Here is an 18,520-nt window from a genome sequence, read left to right on the forward strand (position 1 = left end):
TGGTCGATGTTTGGAATTGACGGCACCGTATTGGCGTTTGTCGTGCTCGCCGGCTTCAGCGCCGGCGCGGTCGCCTATGCATTCCTGTTCAAACGGATCAGCAACGAGAAACAGGCCGGCAAGCGGCTGGAAACGATCAAGGCCGCCGAGACCGACCGCTCCATCGTCAAAGCCACGCGCGACCGCGCGACGGATGCGGCCAAGCGCCGTAAATCCGTGCAGGATTCGCTGAAGGAGCTCGACGAGAAGCAAAAATTCAAGGACAACGCCGTCAAGAAGCCGCCGCTCAAGGTGCAGATTCGGCAGGCCGGGATGAAGGTTACGATCGAGCGCTTCTATATCTATTCCGTGATATGCGGCCTCGCGCTGACCATTGTCGCTTTCATGCTTAGAGCGCCGCTGCTGGTCCTGCCCGGTGTGCTGGTGGCTGGTGCGTTCGGCCTGCCGCGTTGGTTCGTCTCGTTTCGCCGTGCGCGCCGTGTCAAGGCATTCCTCAACGAATTTCCGAACGCGCTCGACATTATCGTGCGCGCGGTCAAGTCGGGCCTGCCGCTGAACGATGCCATACGCCTGATCGCCAACGAATCCCCCGAGCCTGTGAAGGCAGAGTTTCGTCGTATCGTCGATTCACAGCAGATGGGCCTGTCGATCCCCGATGCGACCTTGCGCATGCCCGAAACCATGCCATGCACCGAGGCGGGTTTCTTCGGCATCGTCATCCAGATCCAGTCGCAGGCTGGCGGTAATCTCTCCGAGGCGCTGGGCAATCTTTCGCGCGTGCTGCGCGATCGCAAGAAGATGAAGGCCAAGGTCCAGGCGCTGTCCATGGAGGCGAAGGCTTCCGCCGCGATCATCGGCGCACTGCCTTTCATCGTCTCCTTTCTCGTCTATCTCTCCAGCCCCAACTACCTGATGCCGCTGTTCACCACCAGCATTGGCAATCTGATCCTCGGCGTTTCCGGCGTCTGGATGTCGATAGGCATCTTCGTGATGCGCAAGATGATGAACTTTGAAGTCTAGGGCCGCGGCATGAGCGAACAAGTCGTCAAGTCACTGACGGATCCCAGCCTTCTGATCGCGCTGCTGGTCGGCATCGCCGTGTTCGCGACCGTGTTTACGCTGCTGCCGGCCTTGGGCGGAAACCAGCTCAAGGCGCGCATGAAATCGGTGGCGCTGGAGCGCGATGAGCTTCGCGCCAAGCAGCGCGCGCGGCTTGCGAGCGAGGCCGATCGCCGCCGCAAGGGCCTGCGCGAGCAACAGTCGATCGGCATGCGCAACATTGTCGACCGGCTCGATCTGCGGCGCGCTTTGGCCGACGAAAGCACCTTGCAGAAGCTCAAGGTCGCCGGCTTTCGTGGGCAGAATCCGCTGACGCGGTTTCTTTTCTTCCGTCTCGTGCTCCCTTTCGTCGGCTTCGCGCTGGCTCTGGTCTACATGTTCATACTCGGGGGATTGCCGGACAAGCCATTGGTCGTCCGGCTGTTCGTCTGCGTGCTCGTTGCCTATGGCGGCTTCTACACACCAGTGCTCTACGTCAACAACCGCGCCACCAAGCGCAAGCAGTCGATCCAGTTGGCATGGCCTGATGCGCTCGACCTTATGCTGATCTGCGTGGAATCAGGCATGTCGGTGGAAGCAGCGCTGCGCAAGGTGGCCGACGAGATCGGCGCGCAGTCGGTGCCGCTGGCGGAAGAGTTCATCCTGACCAACGCCGAGCTTTCCTACCTGCAGGAACGCAAGCAGGCCTACGAGAATCTCGCAAGCCGGACCGGCCTGGAATCGGTCAAATCTGTGTCGCAGGCGCTCGTCCAGGCCGAGCGCTACGGCACGCCGGTGGCGCACGCGCTGCGCGTGCTTGCCGCTGAAAGCCGCGACATGCGCATGAACGCCGCCGAGAAGAAGGCCGCGGCCTTGCCGCCCAAGCTCACCGTGCCGATGATCCTGTTCTTCCTGCCGGTGCTTTTCGCCATCATCCTAGGCCCTGCCGGCATCCAGGTCAGCCAGCGCGGCATCTTCGGCGATCAGCACAAGTCCAATAGCCAGTGACGTATCCGCTTGGACAAGGAAGATGGCCGCGCGGCGTGCAGCGCGGCGATCTTCCTGTCCGGCATGGTTCGGCGATTGGCCGCCGCGTACTTGCAGCGCCGCCTTTGTCGTCATGGGACTTGCGCAAAGTAAAGAGATGAGGCGGCTCGGCGTTTCCGTGAAAACGATGAACCGTTGAGCAATTCTAGATCTAGTTGGTCGCGGCTTTCGCCTTGTCCTGATCCTTGAGTTGGCTCCAGGCATTCTGCTGGGCCAGCATCTGCCTGAGATAGGCGACATTGGCCTGCGCCTGTTCGGGCGAGAGTTCCTGCGAGGCGATCTTCTCGGCTTCGTCGAAACGGCCTTGCAGGCCCACGACCAACGCCAGGTTTTGGCGCACGCGGCTGTCGGCATTAGGCTGCTGGGCGGCCGAACGCATATAGGTCTCGGCGGTGCGCAGATCCCCTTCCAGCACGTAGGACATGCCGAGATTGGAGAGAACCGAGGGTTCGTTCGGCTTGAGTTCGAGGGCTTTGCGGTAAAGCTGGCGCGCTTCGTCCTTCTGGCCGGTCTGATCGAGGATGGCCGCCTCCGCCGACACCAGCTTCCAGTCGGGATACTCGGGCGTCTGTGCGCGACGCACGGCGTCGAGCGCCGCCTCGAACTGACCATTGGCGGCGAGCGCCTTGCCATAAGCGGCGAGCACGTCGCGGTCCTTGGGGTAGGCGATCGCCAGCTTGCGCATCACGGCAAGCGACTGGTCGGCATCGCCGTCCATCTGCAGCGCGGCCGCGAAGTTGGTCGCTATACGCTTGTCGTTGGGGTTTCTGGCGTAGGACTGGCCAAGTGCGGCGGTGGCATTATGCAATTCTCCAGCCGACATGGACTCCAGCGGCTTGCCACTGGTGCGGCTGATCGAGCCAGTCGTGAGCTTGCTGGTTCCGCAACCGGCGACGCCCGCCGCGAGCGCCAGCATGAGGGCGGTGGTGACAAGCCGTTTTGCCCTTGCATTCACTGTGCGGTTGGTCGGCATCGGCACCTAAGCCTCCATTCATACGCGTAGCCATCGCGTGGCCATCTTCCCTCCCGCAGAAATATTCTGTTAACCCTAACGGAGAGTTAAAAACCGCCGACTCGGGGCCTGAGCTCGGCATGGGAGAAGATCGAATGCCTGTTGAACTCGTCGAGAAGAAACTGGATGGCGCGTTGCCGGTGCATCTGGTCGCTCGTGATGGCCTGGAAGCCGCGGGCCTTGCGCCATCCGCGATCGCCTGGGCCAAGGCTAATGGATTTTCGGGTGAAGCAGGCAGGACGCTGGCCGTGCCCGGCGAAAACGGCGCACTTGCCGGCGCCTTGTTCGGTGTTGGCGATGGAGAGGGCGCGCTCGCTCTCGGCGCGCTGTCGAAAGCCCTGCCGGAGGGGGACTGGCATTTCGCTTCGACACCGGCCGAGCCGGAACTGGCGGCGCTCGCGTTGGCGCTCGGCGGTTATGTTTTTGCCCGCTACGGCAAGAAACCGGGCAAGGCGCTGCGCTTTGACGTACCGGCCGGTGTCGACGCGGCTCGCGTGCGCCGCATCGCCGACGGCGTCTTCCTGACGCGCGACCTAGTCAACACGCCGACCAGCGACATGGGACCGGACGACTTGGAGAAGGCGGTGCGGACCCTGGCCGGGACCCACAAGGCCGAGGTCTCGGTCATCAAGGGCGACGACCTGCTCGCGCGGAATTTCCCGATGATCCATGCCGTCGGCCGTGCCTCGACCGGCGCGCCGCGTCTGATCGACATGACATGGGGGCAACAGGGCGCGCCGAAGGTGACGCTGGTCGGCAAGGGCGTCTGTTTTGACACCGGCGGCCTCGATATCAAGCCGTCCTCCGGCATGCTGCTGATGAAGAAGGACATGGGCGGTGCGGCTAATGTCCTTGGGCTGGCCTCGATGATCATGGCTGCCGGGCTGAACGTGCGGCTTCGGGTGCTGATCCCCGCGGTCGAGAATTCGATCGCCGGCAATGCCTTCAGGCCGGGCGACGTGCTGGCGAGCCGCAAGGGCATCACGGTCGAGATCGGCAACACCGACGCGGAAGGGAGGCTCGTGCTGGGGGACGCGCTGGCGCTGGCCGACGACGAAGAGCCGCAGCTCCTGGTCGACATGGCGACGCTGACCGGAGCCGCCCGTGTCGCGCTCGGCCCCGACCTGCCGCCCTTCTATACCGGTGAGGAGGCGCTGGCCTCGGAGCTCGCGGCGGCATCGCTGGCCGTCGAGGATCCATTGTGGCGCATGCCGCTGTGGCGACCTTACGATGCGAAACTGTCGTCGAAGGTCGCCGACATCAACAATGTCACCACCGACGGTTTCGCCGGTTCGATCACGGCGGCGTTGTTCCTCAAGCGCTTTGTCGAGAAGACGGCGAACTGGGTGCATTTCGACATCTTCGCCTGGAACCCAGCCGATCGTGCATACGGTCCCGCCGGGGGCGAGGCGCAAGGCATCCGCGCCCTCGAGCGGGTCATCTCGGCACGGTTTGGCTGATTCGGCGGCTGCGGGCAGAGCCGGCAAATTGCTGAAACTGAAACGGAACCGAAACAATTTGCCGTCATGCTGGGCGGATGTCGATTGCGATGCGCCCCAGCCAGGCCTTGCGACTGTGGCAGCAGGTGATGCTGTCGCAGGTGCGCGAAGACGCGCCCGACCTGACCATGCGCCAGACGGCGATCCTGTTCACCATCTATCTCGATCCGCCGCCGCATACGGTGCGCGGGCTCGCCGCGCGCCTCAACGTCACCAAGCCGGTCATCACGCGCGCGCTCGACACGATGGGGGCGCTGAAGCTGGTGTCGCGCCATCGTGACGAACTCGACAAGCGCAATGTGCTGATCAAGCGCACGGTCGAGGGCGCGCTCTTTGTCGAGCGCTTCGGCGATGGTATCATCGCCAGGGCTCAGGAACTGCCGATCTGACCGTATTGCCCATACAACAGGGTTGCCGATTTTGACCGCTCACGATGCACGCCTTCACGCCTTCCGTTCCGATCTCGCCGATGCAAGGCTGAAAGGAGAGGTCGTTGCCGACCGCTTCGTTGCCGGCCGGCCGGTGCGGATTTCGGTTCCTGTGGCCGATATCCGCAAGGCGCCGCGCCCGGACGCGGGCGTCAACACGCAAGCCCTTTTTGGCGACGATGTGCTGGTTTTTGAGGATGCCGAAGGCTGGGCCTGGATTCAGGCCGAACGCGACGGCTATGTCGGCTATGTCGCCCAAACCATGCTGGGCGGACGAGACCATGCACCCACCCATATCGTCTCAGTCCCGCGCACTTTCCTCTATCCCGGCCCGGACCTGCGCTTTCCGGTCGCGGGCCAATTGTCGATGGGATCGACGGTGACGGTGACCGGTGCCGCCAAGACGCGCGGCACGCACTATGCCGTCCTGCCCTCCGGCGAGACGATCATCGCGGGACACCTGCGGCCGATCACCGAAGTCGCCCCCGACTATGTCGCGGTTGCCGAGACGTTTATCGGCACCCCTTATCTCTGGGGTGGTGTTTCCGGCTTCGGCATCGACTGTTCGGGCCTGGTGCAATTGGCGATGCGTATGGCCGGCAGGGACGTGCTGCGTGATTCCGACATGCAGGCCGCAAGCATCGGCGAGCCGCTCGATCCGGGTCCGCACCATGCTGGATTGCGCCGGGGCGACCTCGTCTTCTGGAAAGGCCATGTCGCCATCATGACCGATGCCGAGACCATGATCCACGCCAACGGCCACACCATGCTGGTCTCGCGCGAAGGGCTGAAGGATGCCATCGCCCGCATCGGCTATCTCTATGGCGGCCCGACAGGGTTTCGGCGGCCGTAGGTTTCCTTCCTTCTCCCAGTCACTATACAGGGAGAAGGTGCCGAAGGGCGGATGAGGGGCGGCGCGAACCTCGGACCCGTTGGCGCTGCCCCTCACCTGCCTGCCGGCATCCTCTCCCCGTAAACGAGGCGAGGGGTGCTTTCCCCGAACATTTCGCCAATCTCTTATGGCGAAGTAGATAGCGCGATCCCCTTTTGTTCCGATTCTGCTTGGCGACTGGCCGCTGCCGCGCTACCTCTGGCGTGTGACAGAGCAGCCACGCCTCGCAGACCAGATTGCCGCGATCGCCCTGCCCGAGCCATTCGTAAAATGGTTCGGCGAGAAGGGCTGGTCGCCGCGCGCCCATCAGATCGAATTGTTGGCGAAGGCTCAAGCCGGGCAATCGGTGCTGCTGATCGCACCGACCGGCGCCGGCAAGACGCTGGCAGGCTTCCTGCCGTCGCTGACCGAACTGGCCGTCCGGCCGAGGCGAAAACCAGGGCACGCGCATCGCGGCATCCATACGCTCTACATTTCGCCGCTGAAGGCGCTGGCCGTCGACATCGAGCGCAATCTCGGCAAGCCGGTGGAAGAGATCGGGCTGCCCGTCACTATCGAGACGCGCACCGGCGACACGCCTTCCCACAAGCGCCAGCGGCAGAAACTCGTGCCGCCCGACATCCTGCTCACCACGCCAGAGCAACTGGCGCTGCTGATCGCGGCTCCCGATGCCAGGCGCTTCTTCGAGGATCTGCGCTATGTCGTGCTCGACGAACTGCATTCGCTGGTGACCTCCAAGCGGGGCCATCTCCTGGCACTCGGCCTGGCGCGGCTGCGCAGCTTTGTTCCTGGCCTGCAGACGATCGGCCTTTCGGCGACGGTCGCCGAACCGGATGAGTTACGGCGCTGGCTGGTCAGCCAGAACCCACCCAGCGAAATGGCCGAATTGATCGTCGTCACCGGCGGTGCGAAGCCCGAAATATCGATCCTCGATTCGGAAGAGCACGTGCCCTGGGCCGGACATTCGGCTCGTTATGCTACGCCGGAAATCTACCGCGAAATCAAGCGCCACAAGACGACCTTGCTATTCGTCAACACGCGCAGCCAAGCGGAGCTGCTGTTTCAGGAATTGTGGCGGGTCAATGAGGATACGTTGCCGATCGCGCTGCATCATGGCTCGCTTGACGTTGCGCAACGCCGGCGCGTGGAAAAGGCCATGGGTGACAACACACTGCGCGCTATCGTCGCCACCTCCACGCTCGACCTGGGTATCGACTGGGGCGACGTCGATCTGGTCGTGCATGTCGGCGCGCCGAAAGGAGCAAGCCGCCTGGCGCAGCGCATCGGCCGCGCCAATCACCGCATGGACGAACCCTCGAAGGCGATCCTCATCCCGGCCAACCGCTTCGAGGTGCTGGAATGCCGGGCGGCGCTGGACGCCAACTATCTCGGGGCGCAGGACACGCCGCCGCTGGTCAATGGCGGGCTCGACGTCCTGGCGCAGCATGTGCTGGGCTGCGCCTGCGGTGCGCCGTTCAGTGCCGATGCGCTGTTCGAGGAGATCCGGACGGCCGCGCCCTACGCTGATCTTGATCGCCAGACATTCGACCGCGTCATCGATTTCGTTGCCACCGGCGGCTATGCGCTGAAGAACTACGAGCGCTACGCCCGCATCCGCCTGAACAAGGACGGATTATGGCGGGTCTCCAACCCGCGCGTTGCCCAGCAATACAGGCTGAATGTCGGCACCATTATCGAGGTGCCTGCGCTCAATGTGAGGTACGTCCAGGCCGGCAGCAAGGGCTCGGCGTCGCGCGGCGGTCGGGTTCTGGGCAAGATCGAGGAGGCCTTCCTCGAAACGCTGACCCACGGCGATACTTTCATGTTTGCCGGCAAAGTTCTTCGTTTCGAAGGCATCCGCGAAAGCGAATGTTTCGTGTCGAACGCGCCCGGCAGCGATGCCAAGGTGCCTTATTATGGCGGCGGCAAGTTTCCGCTTTCGACATACCTCGCCGAACAAGTACGCGTCATGCTGGACGATCCGCAGCGATGGAAGCAATTGCCGGAGCAAGTGGCCGACTGGTTGCGGTTCCAGGCCGACAAATCGATTCTGCCCAAACGCGATGACCTGCTGATCGAGACCTTCCCGCGTGGCAACCGCCACTATCTGGTCGCCTATCCGTTCGAGGGCAGGCTCGCCCACCAGACGCTCGGCATGTTGCTCACCCGTCGCCTCGACCGGGCGGGTGCCAGGCCGCTCGGCTTTGTCGCCACCGACTATGCGTTGGCCATATGGTCGCTGGGCGACATGGGGGCGATGTTCAAAGCCCGCAAACCGTCTCTCGGCGCGCTGTTCGACCAGGACATGCTGGGTGACGATCTGGAGGCCTGGCTCGCCGACAGCTGGCTTCTCAAACGCACCTTCCGCAATTGCGCCCTGATTTCAGGATTGATCGAAAAACGGCATCCGGGCCAGGAGAAGAGCGGCCGCCAGGTCACCGTGTCCACCGACCTGATCTATGACGTTCTGCGCAGCCACGAGCCCGACCACATCCTGCTTCAGGCAACGCGCGCGGACGCGGCGGCCGGTCTGCTGGATGTCAGTAGACTTGCGGACATGCTCTCGCGCATCCAGGGTCGAATCATGCATAAGAATCTGGAGCAGATTTCGCCGCTCGCGGTGCCGATCATGCTTGAGATTGGCAGAATGCCGGTGAACGGCGAAGCCGATGAAACACTTTTGATGGATGCGGCGACACTGGTCGAAGAGGCCATGGGCCCGGGAATGAGTGAGGCATGAATTTCTCGCTGGCGCGTGCATCGCTGATCGCCGAGGCCGACCTTGTCGGCATTGCCGGCGAGCGTGCGGTCTGCGATCCGCGCGGCGTGCTCTATTTTCCAGAGCTAAAACTGCTCGCGGTCTCCGACCTGCATCTGGAAAAGGGGTCGTCTCTGGCAAGGCGCGGCACGCTGATCCCGCCTTACGATACAGGCGCGACCTTGCTCAGACTGCAGGTCGTGATATCAGACTATCAGCCGTCGATCGTCATCAGCCTGGGCGACTCCTTTCATGACGGCGGCGGCGCCGAGCGCATGCATGCGAGCTTTCGTGAGCGGCTGGAAGCGCTGATGCGAGGTCGCCAATGGTTCTGGGTCGCCGGCAACCATGATCCGGAAGCGCCCGCCGATCTGGCGGGCGAAACGGTGCGGGAATTGGCCATCGGCTCGCTGCTGTTTCGGCATGAGCCGTCGAAGCTGCGGGTCGAAGGCGAGATCGCGGGCCATCTCCACCCTTGCGCCCGCATCGTGCAGCGCGGGCGCTCAGTGCGCAGGCGCTGCTTCGCCGGCGATGGCGGCCGCATGATTATGCCCGCCTTCGGCGCCTATACCGGTTCGCTCAACGTGCTCGACCGCGCCTATGCCGGGCTGTTCCGCCTGGAATCGCTGATGGCGTACATGCTTGGCACCGACCGCATCTTCGCTATCTCCGGTTCGATGTTGCGCCCCGGCTGAGCTTAACGTCCGTAGTACAAGGTAACCGTGTGCTTCGCTTCGGCGAAGAACAGCCAACGCTCGACCAGCATGCCGACGAATTGGACGATCGCGGCGAGCACTGATAGCGCCGCGCCGAAAGGCCAGGGCAAGGCGAAGGCGGCGACCAGCAACAGGATGGGCAATGCGAAGGCCAGTGCCTGCGTGATCCGGCGCAGCTTCGCGCTGTGCTTGCGCGCGATGCGAAAGCCCATTTCCTTGAGCAGGTAATTTTCCTCGGTATGCGGCCATTCCAACGTCCGCACCGTGCCGCCGGCAAGCCCCGTCGCGGTGTTGGCGGTGGTCGCGATTTCCAGCCGGTCGTTGTAGCGCCAGGTTGCCAGTTTCCAGATCCAGCCAAGCAGGACGAGCAGCACGGAAGACGCCAGAAAGATTTTCGAACGCAGTGCAAAACCTTGCAACACCGCGTTCAGGAGCACGCTGCCGCTCATCGCCGAGAAGATGAGATAGCCGGGCAAGGTGTAGGGGCTGTGCCACTGGGCGATGGGTTTCAACGAGGCATAGATCATGCCTGTCATACAGACCGTAACGATGGCGCTAGTGGCGGCCAGAAGCCCGACGGCCGCCACCCAGCCGTCGAGGCGGCCAAGAATGACCCAGCCGATGCCGAACAGTCCTGCCGGGATGAAGGTGGCCATGGAGGCAACACCTTCACGCGATAGCCAGGAGCTGCGCCACTGCGAAAAGGCCCGCCAGGCCCGCTCCGGCCGTCCGAGATGGCCGGTTGAGGACAACAGTCCGACCACAATCAGTCCGAGCGCCAGTCCCAGGCCGACCAAGCCCAGCCAGAAATCGTCCGGGATGAACCCAAGCGACGCCAGCACGCCAAGCAGCGCGAGCAGGCCGTAGCCGGCGCCGGTGGCGGTGGTGAAGAAGACGACGGAGAAGGCGGGATGCATGGTCTGGCGAGGCTAGTTCGAAAGCATGCGGTCGACCCAGCCAAGGAACCCGCCCTCAGCCCGTACCGGCTCCAAGGCCGGAGCGGCCACCGATGCAGCGCGCGTTGTGTGGGCGCGCGGCGGCAGGTATTTGTTGGTTGGGCGATAGCCGAGTTCCGGCATCAGGTCGACACCGCCGCGTTCTCTTACCAGCTGCGAAACCGCCGACTGGGGATCGCCGAGATCGCCGAAATGCCGGGCGCTGGTCGGGCAGGCGGCGACGCAGGCCGGCACGCGGTCCTGCTCTGCCAGATTGTCGTTGTAGATGCGATCGACGCAGAGCGTGCATTTCTTCATCACGCCGACATCGGTATCGAACTCACGCGCGCCGTAAGGGCAGGCCCAGCTGCACAATTTGCAGCCGATGCACTTATCCTCGTCGACCAGCACGATGCCGTCCGAGGCCCGCTTGTAGGAGGCACCGGTCGGGCAGACGGTTACGCAGGCCGGCGTCTCGCAATGCAGGCAGGAGCGTGGGAAGTTGACCGTGCGGCCGCCCATTTCGGTGGTGTGCTCGTAGCTATGCACGCGGTTGAACCAGACGCCGTCGACATGGCCGCCATAGGGGTCGATGTCGGTCAGCGGCGCCATGTGGCCACCGGTGTTCCATTCCTTGCAAGCGGTGACGCAGGCCTGGCAGCCGACGCAGGTGTCCAGATCGATGACAAGGCCGAGCCGTTTGTCCGTATGAGAGGGCAGGCAGGTCATTCGGTGGCTTCTCTCTCGTGGCGGAATTCGGCGCCGAAACGGAGCGTGTCGGGCGAAGGCTCGAAATGCGGCGGCTGGTGAAAACGCTCGAATTGCGGCTCGGTGAAACCGGCTTCCTCCGCCGCGCATTTGGCGATGCGCACGCGCAGATCGAACCAGGCCGCCTGGCCGGTCACCGGATCGGAATTCGAATAGCGTCTGCCACTGGCGTCAGCCGATGTCTGGTCGCCGATGATGTGGTTGAGCAGGAAGCCGCGATTGCTCTCGGCGGCATCGTCCTTAAGCCCCCAGCTGCCGCGCCTTTTGCCGATGGCGTTCCAGGTCCAGACCGTGCTTTCGTTCACCCCGTCGATCAGCTTGATCTGCCCTTTCACCCTGCCATTGATGCTTTCGATCCACACCCAGTCGTCGTCGACGAGACCGAGGCTGGCGCCGGTCCGGTGATGCACGAACAGCCGGTTCTGGCTGGTGATCTGCCGTAGCCACGCATTCTGCGAGCCCCAGGAGTGATACATGTGCATGGGCCGCTGCGACAGCGCGTGCAGCGGATATTTTTCGAGATCGACGACTGCTTCCTCGAACGGCATGTACCAGAACGGCAGCGGATCCATGTAGGTCTCGATGCGCTGTCGCTCGGCGGCCTCCGGGGGCTGCACACGCCCGTGGCCGCGCGCGGCCAGCCGAAAGCGCTGCAGCGGTTCGGAATAGAGCTGGAAGACGATTGGCTCCGCCTCGGTGATGAAACCCATCTGGACCGCGAAGTCGAGATAGGAACGGTTGGCCATCTTGTAGTAGCGCTGGTCGTCGGCAAAGTCGTGATGCCAGAAGCCGCCATTGTCGATGTAGCGCTGCAATTGGCTCGGATTGGGCTCGCCATTGCCGATCGAGGTTCCATCCTTGCCGCGCCAGCCGGCCAGCGGGCCGATACCCGGCGTGCGCTCGTGGTTGATGATGTAGTCGGCATAGTCCGCATACTTGGCCGATCCGTCGTCATTGACGAAACCCGGCAGGGCCAGCCGCGCGCCGAGCTCGATCAGCACCGACTGGAACGGCCTGACGTCCCGGTCCGGCTCGACAACGGGATGGCGGATGGCGTCGCCCGGTCCGTCGGCATGGCTGATCGGCCGGTCGAGCAGGCTGATGCAGTCGTGGCGCTCGAGATAGGTGGTGTCGGGCAGCACGAGGTCGGCGAACGGCACGGTTTCGGAATAATAGGCGTCGGAATAGATGATGAACGGGATCTTGTAGTTGCCGGCTCCATCCTGGTCGGTCAGCATGCGAATCGTCTCGATGGTGTTCATCGAGGAATTCCAGGCCATGTTCGACATGTACATCATCAGCGTGTCGATCGGGTAGGGATCGCCGGCCCACGCATTGCGGATGACGGTGTGCATCAGGCCGTGCGCGGCCAGCGGCGCGTCCCAGGAATAGGCCTTGTCGATGCGAAGCGGCGTACCCGCTTCGTCGACCAGCAGATCATCGGGCCCGCAGACGAAACCGAGCGGCATGCCGTCGAGCGGCGTCATCGGCTTGACGGTCTTGCCGGCGGGCTTCGGGCCCGGCGGCGCCGATTTGGGGTAGGGCGGCTTGAAGCGAAATCCACCCGGCACATCCACGGTGCCGAGCAGCACCTGCAGCAGGTGGATGGCGCGGCAGGTGTGAAAGCCGTTCGTATGAGCTGAGATGCCGCGCATGGCATGCATGGAAACGGGCCGCCCCTTGATCGTCTGGTGCCGGCGCCCGGCCCAATCGGTCCAGGACACCGGCAGCTCGATCGTCTGCTCGAAGGCGACATGGGCAAGTTCGGCGGCGGTCCGGCGGATCGTATCGGCGGGAATGCCGCAACGCTCCGCGACCGCATCCGGCGCATAGCTCTCATCGAGGTAGCGGTCGGCGATCAACTGGAACACCGGCACGCAGCGGCGGCCGTCGACTTCGAAGCTGCCGGTCAGCGCCGGCTTCGCCTCCGGGTTGATTGCCTTGACGGAGGTTTTCGCCACCCTGTCCCAGGCCAGCGGATTGCCGTCGGCGTCGCGCAAGAACAGTCCGCCATCGGCGGCATCAGTCTCCTGGATGACCAGCATATGCGCATTGGTGTAGCGTAGGAGATAGTCGAGGTCGACGCGCCCGGCTTTCATGAGTTCATGGATCAGCGCGAAGACGAACAGGCCGTCGGTGCCGGGCCGGATGCCGATCCAGTCGTCGGCAACGGCATTGTAGCCGGTCCGGCATGGGTTGATCGACACAACCTTGGCGCCGCGCGCCTTGAGCTTGCCGAGGCCGATCTTGATCGGGTTGGAATCATGGTCCTCGGCGACGCCGAACAGCATGAAGTATTTGGTGTTGTCCCAGTCGGGCTCGCCGAACTCCCAGAACGAGCCGCCGATCGAGTAGAGGCCACCAGCCGCCATGTTGACCGAACAGAAACCGCCATGGGCGGCGAAATTCGGCGTGCCGAACTGGCTCGCCCACCAGCCGGTCAAGGATTGCGACTGGTCGCGCCCGGTGAAGAAGGCAAGCTTTTTCGGGTCGGTCCGGCGAATGGCCGAGAGCCGCTCCGTCGCGATCGAGAAGGCCTCTTCCCACTCGATCTCCCGGAACTCGCCCGAGCCCCGTGGCCCGCTCCGGAGCAGCGGCTTCTTCAGCCGGGCCGGGCTGTAGTGCTGCATGATGCCGGAACTGCCCTTGCCGCAGATCACGCCGCGATTGACCGGATGGTCCTTGTTGCCGTTGATGTAGCGGACCTTGCCATCCTTGACGTGCACGTCGATGCCGCAGCGGCAGGCGCACATGTAACAGGTCGTCTTGGCGATGCGGTCGGAAACGCTTGGCGAGGTGTCGACGCCGTCGCCCTCATCGGGTGCTCGCGTGTCGGCAAGCGGCAGTTGCGATGGTGCGGAATTCGCGCCGCGCGGCGGTCCGTGCATCATGGTCCGGCCGTATCCGCACGGTTCTCGGACTTGGCCCGCGTCTTCGGCCCGGGACCGCGCATGTAATGCTGTTCCGGGTGATAGGTATCACCAGCCAGCCGCCGCCGGATGCCACGGGCCCAATGGGCAAGCAGGGATCTGAATCGCCCGATCATTTTATCAGCAGCTATTCGATGGCCAATTTTTTCTAATTTCAGATCAAAAAGTAGAATAAGGCTATCGATCCGTCTAATCAGTTGTTCTTGTAAATTCGATCGATATTGGTTCTTAATGCGTCCATGACCCTGGATCAGTTGCGCATTTTCGTTGCTGTCGCCGAGCGCGGCCACATGACCAAGGCGGCGGAGCTTCTGGGCATCTCACAGTCGGCCGCATCGGCCGCCATCCGCGCGCTTGAGGAGCAGCACGGCGTCCACCTGTTCAACCGCGTTGGCCGCAACATCGAGCTTGCCCAGACCGGCCACCGATTCCTGCCCGAGGCCAAGGCCGTGCTGGAGCGGGCCGCCGCCGCCCGCAACGTGCTGGAACATGTCTCGCAGACGGTCGCCGGCAGTCTCTCGATCGCGGCCAGCCTGACCATCGCCAGCTATTGGCTGCCGCGCCGGCTGGCGTCCTTCCACGAGGCCTACCCCGCGGTGAGGCTGAGCGTCAGCATCGGCAACACAAGGCAGGTCGAGGCCAGCGTGCTCGATGGAGCCGCCGATCTCGGCCTGGTCGAGGGGCGCACCGAGTCCGACATATTGCGCCGCGCCAAGGTCGATACCGATCGGTTGATGCTGGTGGTGGCCAACTCCCATCCCGAGATATCCGAAACCGCGCCGGGACAACCCGATATCAGGGGCTTGCGCTGGATCATCCGCGAAGGCGGTTCGGGCACGCGCGAAGTGCTGGAGGATCTGGCGCGCCGTGACGGGATTTCGCTCGCCGACCTGCAGGTATTCTTGGTGCTGCCCAGCAACGAGGCGGTTCGCCAGGCGGTCGAGGCGGGCGCTGGCGCCACCATCATCTCGGAACTCGTCGTCGGACGCGCCGTCGCCGAAGGCAGTCTGAGAGCCGTGCCGATCGAATTGCCGAAGCGCGACTTCGCCATGATCAGCCATCGCGATCGCCAGGCAAGCCTGGCCCAGATGGCGCTCAAGGCGCATCTCGGCGCCGGAACCGCGGGAAGTGGCCCGGCTTAGAGCAATTCCAGGAAAAGTGCGTGGCGGTTTCCGTCCGGAATTGCCCTGAAACAAAAGACGGTTCAGCCGAACTTCCGCTGGGCGTCGAGCGCCAGGCCAAGGCCGACCGAGCCGAACATGTCGCCATCGATGACGGAAGCCTGCGGCACCAGCGATAGGATTTCCCGTCTTGCGAGCGGGATCGCGGTCGATCCGCCGGTGAGGAACACCGCGGTGATATCCGCCGGCTTGACCTGCGCGTCGCGAATGGCCTGGCCGACCGTGTCGGTGATCCGCTCGATCTCCCTGGCGATCGTGGCGTTCAGCCCCTCGCGCGTGATCTCGGCGGCGAACGCGGCGCCCGGCAGCGTCACGGCGACTTCCGCCGACGACCTGTCGGTCAGCTCTATCTTGGCCTTCTCGACCAATGCCGCCAGCGCGTGCCCATAGCGATGCTCGACGATGTGGATGTAGCGGTCGACCAGATCGGCGCGTTCGGCCTCGTAGCGGATCTGGCGCAGATGCGTCATCGCCTTGGCGGTATAAACCAGGTTGATGCGCTGCCATGTGGCGAGATCGATGAAATAGCTTGCCGGCAGATTGCGCTTGCTGTCCTTGGTCGGGGTCAAATAGCCGAGCCTCGGCATCACATGAGCGATGCTGAGCAGCCGATCGAAATCCGTACCACCGATATGGACGCCACGGCTGGCAAGGATATCCTCCTTGCGGTCCGAAGATCGGGCACGCTCCGGCGAGACGCGGACGATCGAAAAGTCCGACGTACCGCCGCCCATGTCGATGATCAGCGCCAGTTCCTCACGCGTCACCTTCTGTTCGTAGTCGAGCGCCGCGGCGATCGGCTCGAACTGGAAAGCGATATTCGTGAAGCCTTGCGCGTGGGCAGCAGCTTCGAGCTCGCTCTGCGCCTTCGCATCGGCCTTGGCATCGTCATCGACGAATTGTACCGGCCGGCCGAGCACCACACTCTCGACCGCACCGCCGGCGTCTTCCTCCAGCCTTTTCCTGAGATGACCGATGAACAGGCCGACGATCTCCATGAAGCCGATCGAGCGCGCCTTGATGCGAGTCTTTTCGTGCGCGAGCGAACTGCCGAGCACACTCTTCAGCGAGCGCATCAGCCGGCCTTCGACGCTGTCCGTGTAATTGGCAATGGCCTGCCGGCCAAAGCCGATCCGGCCGTCCTCGAAGTTGAAGAACACGGCGCTCGGCAAGGTGACCTGGCCGTCTTCAAGCGTGACGAGGCGAGGTTGCCCGTTGCGGACCACGCCAACGGTGGAGTTCGAAGTGCCGAAGTCGATACCGGCGAATGCTGGTCGCAAAGCAGCCTCCTGTCATTGGCGGCAGGCAGCGGATCGGCGCTCGCGGGAGAAGCGTGCGCTGCGGTTTCGGACGACCGAACCACTCTGCCGGATTGAATTGTGCGTGCTTGCCCTTCGGGCGGGGAGGTGCGGTCTATAGCATGACGCGGGAAAGGGAAACCCCTTTTGGACGTCTCAGTCCTTGCGGAAGACCAGTCTTCCGAGCCAGCCCGTCACCATGGCCAGCGATATCGCGAACACGCCATAGAGGAAGGAATAGTCATGGGCGACGCGAAAGATCGACTGTTCGAAGCCGGACTTGCGGATTTCGAGCTGTGCCGAGCTTTCCTTGATGAACAGGCCGCTCTTGAACAGAAAGGCGCGCGCCTTGTGGGTGCCGACCGGAACGTTCGGCGCCAGCCGGACAGTGGCGCGGAACAGGTTCTGCGACAGGAACTGAACGCCCCCGACGTTCTCGCTGTAGAGGCCGGTCGCCGATTTGCGCTCGCGCAAGGCCGCGGTGAATTCCTCGATCGTGGCCGGGCTGTCGCCGGCGTCCACAGGCTGCATGTAGAGATTGGAGGCGCCGAGCGACAGCTGCCTGTAGCTGTTCGGTTCGGTGATGTCCTGCAGGGGTCGTGTCGTCGCCACCGAATAGGAGACCGGCACGTTCTCGAAGGTCTCGGATTCCAGATTGATCCAGACGCCGAGCACCCGGTCCTTGCGGCGTACCACCACCGGCTTGGGTGGCCCTTCAAGCACGACGATGACATCGTAGCGACCCTGGCGCGCCACCAGCGGATCGGGGTTTTCCAGCGAACCGAAGATGGTCAGGTCGGCGCCGGAAAAACCGGCGGTGATGGAGACATTGTCCGTGGAAAGACCGATCTGGATGCTTTCTATCGGCGGCGTCTGTGCCCTCGCCGGCGTGGTTGGCGCAAGCAAGGACAGGAAGATGGCGGTTGCGAGCGTCCCCACCCCCCTCATCAGTTGAGACCCGCGCCGGACAGCGAATAGAGATTGGGCGGCGTGACGAACAGATCGATGGCAAGCCGGATCGCCACGGCCAGCACCAGCAGCGCCAGCAGCGCCCTCAATTGCTCGCCGCGCAGCCGCTGGCCGGCCTTGGCGCCATATTGCGCGCCGGCCACGCCCCCGGCCATCAGCAGGAAGGCCAGCATCACATCGACGGTCTGGTTGGTGGTGGCGTGAACCAGCGTCGTGTAGGCGGAGGTGAAGATGATCTGGAACAGCGAAGTGCCGATAACGACATTGGTCGGCACTTTGAGCAGATAGATCAGCGCCGGCACCATGATGAAGCCACCGCCGACGCCCATGATCGACGACAGGAAGCCGATGGCGGCACCGAGGCCAAGCACCGGGATGACGCTGACGAACAGTTTCGACGCCCTGAAGCGCATCTTCAGCGGCAGGCGGTGGATCCAGTTGTGCTGGCCGGATTTCTTCAGCACCGGTGCCGCGCCGCTGCGCGTGGCGCGCAGGGCATTGACGCTTTCGACCAGCATCAGCCCGCCGACGGTGCCGAGTAGCACGACGTAGAGCAGCGAGATGAACAGGTCGAGCTGACCCAGCCGGCGCAGCAAACCGAAGACAAAGATGCCGCCGGTGGAGCCGACGATGCCGCCGGCCAGCAGCACGCCGCCAAGCTTGAAGTCGAGCGTCCCCCGCTTCATGTGCGACAGCGCGCCGGAGAAGGATGAGGCGATGACCTGGTTGGCGCCGGTGGCGACCGCGATCGCCGGGGGAATGTTGTAGAAGATCAGCAGCGGTGTGATGAGAAAGCCGCCGCCGACGCCGAACATGCCCGACAGGAAGCCCACCGCGGCGCCCATGGCCAGCAGCACGAAGACGTTGACGGAAATTTCCGCAATCGGGAGATAGATGCCCACCCGTCAGTCTCGATCAGTTTGCCTGTCGGCGAATACAGCCGTTGCGGCAGTCTCGCACCGAAAAGCCAATTTTTTCTTGCGCCGAAACGGCGGTGGGGTCAAACCCCGCCACCGCGCCGAAACAAAAAATATCTCAATCAGTTAACA

General features: G+C 63.6%; 15 protein-coding genes. 8 read left to right on the forward strand and 7 right to left on the reverse strand.

Annotation, left to right across the window (positions count from 1 at the left end):
- Window positions 1–6 precede the first annotated feature (6 nt).
- Together FJ548_RS05105 and FJ548_RS05110 are read left to right on the forward strand one after the other, a co-directional pair.
- Window positions 7–1,020 (forward strand): type II secretion system F family protein, encoded by a 1,014-nt coding sequence (locus FJ548_RS05105; RefSeq protein WP_140777148.1) that lies wholly within the window; start codon window positions 7–9, stop codon window positions 1,018–1,020.
- A 9-nt stretch (window positions 1,021–1,029) separates the two neighbouring features.
- On the forward strand, window positions 1,030–2,046 hold the full coding sequence (locus FJ548_RS05110) for a type II secretion system F family protein (RefSeq protein WP_140777150.1): 1,017 nt from the start codon (window positions 1,030–1,032) through the stop codon (window positions 2,044–2,046).
- Window positions 2,047–2,236: 190 nt separating this feature from the next.
- Here FJ548_RS05110 and FJ548_RS05115 read toward each other — a convergent pair whose 3' ends face one another.
- Complete coding sequence (locus FJ548_RS05115) at window positions 2,237–3,058, reverse strand: tetratricopeptide repeat protein (protein ID WP_140607845.1); 822 nt, start codon at window positions 3,056–3,058, stop codon at window positions 2,237–2,239.
- A 134-nt stretch (window positions 3,059–3,192) separates the two neighbouring features.
- On the opposite strand from FJ548_RS05115, the gene FJ548_RS05120 reads away from it, so the two are divergent.
- From FJ548_RS05120 to pdeM, 5 genes are all read left to right on the forward strand, one after another.
- A complete protein-coding gene (locus tag FJ548_RS05120) occupies window positions 3,193–4,557 on the forward strand; it encodes a M17 family metallopeptidase (protein ID WP_140777152.1) in 1,365 nt (454 codons plus the stop codon).
- A 77-nt stretch (window positions 4,558–4,634) separates the two neighbouring features.
- Window positions 4,635–4,985, forward strand: coding sequence for a MarR family winged helix-turn-helix transcriptional regulator (locus tag FJ548_RS05125; RefSeq protein WP_140607698.1), 351 nt, complete (start codon window positions 4,635–4,637; stop codon window positions 4,983–4,985).
- 31 nt (window positions 4,986–5,016) lie between these two features.
- Complete coding sequence (locus FJ548_RS05130; protein WP_140777154.1) at window positions 5,017–5,877, forward strand: NlpC/P60 family protein; 861 nt, start codon at window positions 5,017–5,019, stop codon at window positions 5,875–5,877.
- A gap of 244 nt (window positions 5,878–6,121) precedes the next feature.
- Complete coding sequence (locus FJ548_RS05135) at window positions 6,122–8,656, forward strand: ligase-associated DNA damage response DEXH box helicase (RefSeq protein ID WP_140777156.1); 2,535 nt, start codon at window positions 6,122–6,124, stop codon at window positions 8,654–8,656.
- Window positions 8,653–9,369, forward strand: coding sequence for a ligase-associated DNA damage response endonuclease PdeM (gene pdeM / locus FJ548_RS05140; protein WP_140777158.1), 717 nt, complete (start codon window positions 8,653–8,655; stop codon window positions 9,367–9,369). The genes FJ548_RS05135 and pdeM overlap by 4 nt, the downstream gene beginning before the upstream one ends.
- A gap of 2 nt (window positions 9,370–9,371) precedes the next feature.
- Here pdeM and FJ548_RS05145 read toward each other — a convergent pair whose 3' ends face one another.
- From FJ548_RS05145 to FJ548_RS05155, 3 genes are read right to left on the reverse strand one after another with little or no spacing between them, the layout of a single operon-like run.
- Entirely contained in the window at window positions 9,372–10,307 is a 936-nt protein-coding gene (locus FJ548_RS05145) for a DmsC/YnfH family molybdoenzyme membrane anchor subunit (RefSeq protein ID WP_140777160.1), read from the reverse strand.
- A gap of 12 nt (window positions 10,308–10,319) precedes the next feature.
- Complete coding sequence (locus tag FJ548_RS05150) at window positions 10,320–11,054, reverse strand: 4Fe-4S dicluster domain-containing protein (protein ID WP_140691401.1); 735 nt, start codon at window positions 11,052–11,054, stop codon at window positions 10,320–10,322.
- Window positions 11,051–13,984, reverse strand: a complete 2,934-nt coding sequence (locus tag FJ548_RS05155; protein WP_181168715.1) for a molybdopterin oxidoreductase family protein — start codon at window positions 13,982–13,984, stop codon at window positions 11,051–11,053. The genes FJ548_RS05150 and FJ548_RS05155 overlap by 4 nt, the downstream gene beginning before the upstream one ends.
- Window positions 13,985–14,262: 278 nt before the next feature.
- Here FJ548_RS05155 and FJ548_RS05160 point away from each other — a divergent pair, with 278 nt between their 5' ends.
- Complete coding sequence (locus tag FJ548_RS05160; RefSeq protein WP_140777162.1) at window positions 14,263–15,165, forward strand: LysR family transcriptional regulator; 903 nt, start codon at window positions 14,263–14,265, stop codon at window positions 15,163–15,165.
- Between the two features lie 62 nt (window positions 15,166–15,227).
- On the opposite strand, the gene FJ548_RS05165 is transcribed toward FJ548_RS05160, so the two are convergent.
- From FJ548_RS05165 to FJ548_RS05175, 3 genes are all read right to left on the reverse strand, one after another.
- Window positions 15,228–16,484 carry an Hsp70 family protein gene (locus tag FJ548_RS05165; RefSeq protein WP_140777164.1) on the reverse strand — a complete coding sequence of 419 codons (1,257 nt, stop codon included), beginning with the start codon at window positions 16,482–16,484 and terminating at the stop codon, window positions 15,228–15,230.
- Window positions 16,485–16,658: 174 nt separating this feature from the next.
- Window positions 16,659–17,450, reverse strand: coding sequence for a TIGR02186 family protein (locus FJ548_RS05170; protein ID WP_140777166.1), 792 nt, complete (start codon window positions 17,448–17,450; stop codon window positions 16,659–16,661).
- Window positions 17,450–18,373 (reverse strand): sulfite exporter TauE/SafE family protein, encoded by a 924-nt coding sequence (locus FJ548_RS05175; RefSeq protein ID WP_140691415.1) that lies wholly within the window; start codon window positions 18,371–18,373, stop codon window positions 17,450–17,452. The genes FJ548_RS05170 and FJ548_RS05175 overlap by 1 nt, the downstream gene beginning before the upstream one ends.
- Window positions 18,374–18,520 lie beyond the last annotated feature (147 nt).

Source organism: Mesorhizobium sp. B2-4-17, from assembly GCF_006441275.1.
Lineage (GTDB): Bacteria > Pseudomonadota > Alphaproteobacteria > Rhizobiales > Rhizobiaceae > Mesorhizobium.

Bases quoted from the DNA above. Each gene is read 5' to 3' on its own strand.
- pdeM (WP_140777158.1), top strand. From the start codon at position 8,653: ATGAATTTCTCGCTGGCGCGTGCATCGCTGATCGCCGAGGCCGACCTT.
- FJ548_RS05170 (WP_140777166.1), bottom strand. From the start codon at position 17,450: ATGAGGGGGGTGGGGACGCTCGCAACCGCCATCTTCCTGTCCTTGCTT.
- FJ548_RS05145 (WP_140777160.1), bottom strand. From the start codon at position 10,307: ATGCATCCCGCCTTCTCCGTCGTCTTCTTCACCACCGCCACCGGCGCC.
- FJ548_RS05150 (WP_140691401.1), bottom strand. From the start codon at position 11,054: ATGACCTGCCTGCCCTCTCATACGGACAAACGGCTCGGCCTTGTCATC.
- FJ548_RS05155 (WP_181168715.1), bottom strand. From the start codon at position 13,984: ATGATGCACGGACCGCCGCGCGGCGCGAATTCCGCACCATCGCAACTG.
- FJ548_RS05125 (WP_140607698.1), top strand. From the start codon at position 4,635: ATGTCGATTGCGATGCGCCCCAGCCAGGCCTTGCGACTGTGGCAGCAG.
- FJ548_RS05120 (WP_140777152.1), top strand. From the start codon at position 3,193: ATGCCTGTTGAACTCGTCGAGAAGAAACTGGATGGCGCGTTGCCGGTG.
- FJ548_RS05110 (WP_140777150.1), top strand. From the start codon at position 1,030: ATGAGCGAACAAGTCGTCAAGTCACTGACGGATCCCAGCCTTCTGATC.
- FJ548_RS05115 (WP_140607845.1), bottom strand. From the start codon at position 3,058: ATGCCGACCAACCGCACAGTGAATGCAAGGGCAAAACGGCTTGTCACC.
- FJ548_RS05160 (WP_140777162.1), top strand. From the start codon at position 14,263: ATGACCCTGGATCAGTTGCGCATTTTCGTTGCTGTCGCCGAGCGCGGC.
- FJ548_RS05105 (WP_140777148.1), top strand. From the start codon at position 7: ATGTTTGGAATTGACGGCACCGTATTGGCGTTTGTCGTGCTCGCCGGC.